This window comes from Rhodothermales bacterium (assembly GCA_013002345.1).
Classification (GTDB): domain Bacteria; phylum Bacteroidota; class Rhodothermia; order Rhodothermales; family JABDKH01; genus JABDKH01.
In genome coordinates, this window is record JABDKH010000156.1 from 1 (window position 1) to 3037 (window position 3037).

At 58.7% G+C, this 3037-nt stretch carries 4 protein-coding genes; all 4 read right to left on the minus strand.

What is annotated here, in order from left to right; translation table 11 throughout:
- The coding region (gene purH, locus HKN37_07840) for a bifunctional phosphoribosylaminoimidazolecarboxamide formyltransferase/IMP cyclohydrolase (GenBank protein NNE46556.1) at positions 1-602 on the minus strand (602 nt) is incomplete at its 3' end.
- 38 nt (positions 603-640) lie between these two features.
- On the minus strand, positions 641-1297 hold the full coding sequence (locus HKN37_07845) for a phosphoribosylglycinamide formyltransferase (protein NNE46557.1): 657 nt from the start codon (positions 1295-1297) through the stop codon (positions 641-643).
- Entirely contained in the window at positions 1294-2253 is a 960-nt protein-coding gene (locus HKN37_07850; protein ID NNE46558.1) for an LD-carboxypeptidase, read from the minus strand. Before HKN37_07850 ends, HKN37_07845 begins: the two co-directional genes overlap by 4 nt.
- A 4-nt stretch (positions 2254-2257) precedes the next feature.
- Positions 2258-3037, minus strand: a 780-nt coding sequence (gene corA / locus HKN37_07855) for a magnesium/cobalt transporter CorA (protein ID NNE46559.1), incomplete at its 5' end; no start/stop codon positions are given.

Below are 3037 nucleotides of genomic sequence, written 5' to 3' on the forward strand. Positions count from 1 at the left end.
ATCGCAGAATCGTAATTGGCTGTGTGCGCGAAAGCCTTCCTGGCGAACGCCTGCCGGGTCGCCATCGAAAGGTGTCCGTCCGTCGCATCCATTTCGCGGATCACGTCGGCATAGTCATCCGGTGTGGTCACGACGCCGACGAAGAAGTGGTTCTTTGCCGCCGCGCGCACCATGGTGGGACCACCGATGTCGATGTTCTCTATCGCCACGGACATGGACACGTTGGGGTCGGCGGTGGCTTGCTGGAATGGGTAGAGGTTTACGACAACCAGATCTATTTCCGGAATCTTGTGTGCAGCAAGCTGTTGGAGATCCCCTGAATCCGTACGACGGGCCAGGACGCCCCCATGAATACCCGGGTGAAGCGTCTTGACGCGGCCCCCCAGAATCTCAGGGAAACCGGTGATTTCGGACACATCAGCGACCGGAATTCCGGCATCGTTCAATGCCCTGGCCGTGCCGCCGGTGGAAAGGATCTCGACGCCACGTTCGCTGAGGTCTTTCGCGAATTCAACGACGCCCGTCTTGTCGAACACGGACAGGAGCGCCCGCCGAACGGGGTACAGGTCTGCAGGTTTGGGAAGTTGCTTTACGTCTATCATGCCGTGTGCGCCAGAGTTGAGTATGTCAGTGTGAGTGACTAGTTGAGATCAGGAATGATGTGCACCTTTTTGCCCTCCACCCGGACTCGAATTTCGGCTACCAGGTTCAACGCCCTCGGATACAGTTGGTGCTCGATTTCAAGAACGCGGGCAGCCAGTTCCTCAACGGAATCGCCCGGATAAACCGGGACGGGTTCCTGCAGGATGATCGGACCCGTGTCGTACTCCTCATCGACCAGGTGTACCGTGACGCCGGTCCATCGAACACCCGACTCGAGCACGGCCTCGTGCACTCGGCGGCCATACATTCCTTTGCCCCCGAACGATGGCAGCAATGCCGGGTGAATGTTAACCATCCGATGATGATACCGTCGGACAATATCTGATGGAATCTTCCTCAGGTATCCAGCCAGCGCTACGAGATCGACTCCGTAGGATTCCAGTTGGCCGACCAGTCTTGAAACGTACTCGGCATCGTCCTGGAAATCCTTCGTGCGAATAACGACGGACGGAATACCCACGGCACTGGCCCGGTCCAGCACTCCGGCATCCGAACGATTCGAGACGCACAGCACAACGTCTGCAGCCAGCGTACCGTCTGCGGTGGCGTCGTAGATGGCCTGGAAGTTGCTACCTCCTCCCGATGCAAAAACCGCGATGCGGGCACGGCGCGCGTGGGCTGATGAATCGTTCATGCAATCGGCACAAGCTGTTCCAGCGCTACCAGTCTTGCCGTCTCGCCTCGAACGTTCAATCTCATCCGCGTACCGACGGGCATCGGTACCTTGGGTTGAAAATGACCGTACGACAGGCCCGAGGCGACGGGACCGTCAACCAGATCAAAGTAGTGGTTCAGGATATCGTCGAGCATCAGTGACGGCTTGCCATCCGGTGGTTCAGCGTCGGTGATTCCGCCAATGACAAGGCCGCCTATTCGATCGAGTACTCCGGACAGGTGGAGTTGCGCCAACAGCCCGTCGATTCTGTACGGGGGCTCACCAACTTCTTCTATGAAGAGAATCGCGTCGGTGGGATCGGGGAAATATCGGGACCCGACGAGCTTGCACAGCACCGAAAGGTTTCCGCCGATGGAACGGCCTTCCGCTTCGCCAGATCGCTCCGCGGTCAATGCCAATCCATCCGGTGCGAACACGCCGTCGGCCGCGGTGCCTGCCAGACAGGCGAGAATAGCCTTTTCCTCATCGGTGGCGATGTCCTTCCAGTCCGTTGACACCATCGCGGCGGACAGACCGGGTAGTCCCGTCTGTGCGAGCGCGGCAAGATGGATGGCGGTGATGTCGCTGTATCCGACGATGATCTTCGGCGCCCGCCGCAGCGAGTTGAAATCGATGCCGGACAGGATGCGCAGGGCACCGAAGCCACCACGGGCGCAGAACAACGCTGCGATGTCATCTCGCGCCAGCATCTCATTCAGGTAGTGCAGACGATCTGAATCACTGTCGGCGAGATAACCGTCTCGCTTGTCCATGTCGAATGCCGTCACGACGTTGAAGCCCGCGTTGCGGAGCCTGGCGAGACCGGCTTCCAGGTCCGATTCGTTCGCGGGCGCACTGGCAGGAGCCACGACGCCAACCGTGCCTCCGGGGCGCAGAGGCCGAACGGCAGATACCTTGTCTGGCGGGCGAGGCATGATTCTAAAACCAGTTCTTGCGTTTGAACATGACGAGTAGCCCGATCACGGTGGAGAGCATGACCGCAATGACGACAGGATAACCAAGAGGCCAACTCAACTCAGGCATATTGTCAAAATTCATCCCGTACACACCGGCGATGAACGTCAGCGGAATGAACAGTGTCGCGATGATCGTCAACACCTTCATCACCTCGTTCGCCCGGGTGGTCAGACTCGCGTGGTGGAAATCCAGGAGCCCGGTCGTCGAGTCCTTGAGCGCCTCGACCGCGTCAATGATCAGCGACACATGGTCTTTCACGTCCCGAAGGAACGGATGAATGTCGCGTCCCAGAGCGCTGGAATCCATCTTTTCGAGAGACAGAAGAAGTTCGCGCACCGGCCACACGGCGCGTCTGACCTGAATGAGCGATCGGCGGAGATCGTATATCCTGGATTGGGTACCTGATGCCGGATCTGTGAGCAGTTCCTCTTCCAGCCGGTCGACCACGTCACCGATGACGTCTATAACTGTGAAGTAGTGATCGACCACGGCGTCGATAATCGCGTAACCCAGGTATCCCGATCCTCGTCTTCGGATCCGCCCGCCTCTTCCGCGTAGTCTCTCCCGCAGCGGATCGAAGACGTCCCCAGACTCTTCCTGGAATGTTACCACGCATCGCGGTCCGATAACGATGCTGAGTTGTTCGGACTTCAACCGATCGACATCGTGGTCAACCTGAAGCATGCGGAGCACCACGAAAATATGTTCACCGTCAGGGTCCGCTTTCGGACGCTGATGCGG

Excerpts from the sequence above, each read along its gene's own strand:
- HKN37_07845 (NNE46557.1), bottom strand. The coding sequence starts at position 1,297 with ATGAACGATTCATCAGCCCACGCGCGCCGTGCCCGCATCGCGGTTTTT.
- HKN37_07850 (NNE46558.1), bottom strand. The coding sequence starts at position 2,253 with ATGCCTCGCCCGCCAGACAAGGTATCTGCCGTTCGGCCTCTGCGCCCC.